The sequence below is a fragment of the Loigolactobacillus bifermentans DSM 20003 genome, assembly GCF_001434575.1.
Taxonomy (GTDB): domain Bacteria; phylum Bacillota; class Bacilli; order Lactobacillales; family Lactobacillaceae; genus Loigolactobacillus; species Loigolactobacillus bifermentans.
Map to the genome: position 1 here is coordinate 11,975 of NZ_AZDA01000111.1, position 581 is coordinate 12,555.

Consider the following 581-nt stretch of genomic DNA (forward strand, 5'->3'; position numbering starts at 1 on the left):
GTGCCATTGACGAAACATTTGATGGCATTAAAGAAGTTGACGTGCCAGCTGATTGGGCAACGATTGAAGTCGCTCCTGAAGCACCAGCTGCCAAGGACGAACCTGGTTACATCAAGAACATCTTGGAACCAATCACACGCCAAGAAGGTGACAAGTTATCTGTTAAGGACTTGATCGATAACGGTATGTTAGCTGGTCAAATGCCTTCAGGGACAGCTGCCTATGAAAAACGTGGGATTGCCCTTGAAGTACCACAATGGATCCCTGAAAATTGTACAGAATGTAACCAATGTGCTTACGTCTGCCCACATGCTGCAATCCGTCCATTCTTAGCTGATGAAGACGAAATGGCAGAAGCACCAGAAGGCTACATTGTCCGTGATATGAAGGGTGCCGATGGCTTGAAGTACCGGATCCAAGTTTCTGTTGAAGATTGTACTGGTTGTGGCTTGTGCTACGAAGCCTGCCCAGCACCAACAAAAGCTTTGAAGATGGTTGACTACGCTGGCCAAAAAGAACAAAACATGAACTGGGCTTTCGCAATGACGTTACGTCAAAAGACGAACCCAATGAAGAAGTTA

The 581-nt window shown here is 46.3% G+C and carries 1 protein-coding gene; it reads left to right on the plus strand.

Features of this window, described 5'->3' with window-relative positions; genetic code table 11:
- On the plus strand, positions 1-581 hold a 581-nt coding region (locus tag FC07_RS16235), incomplete at both ends, for a 4Fe-4S binding protein (protein ID WP_235807511.1).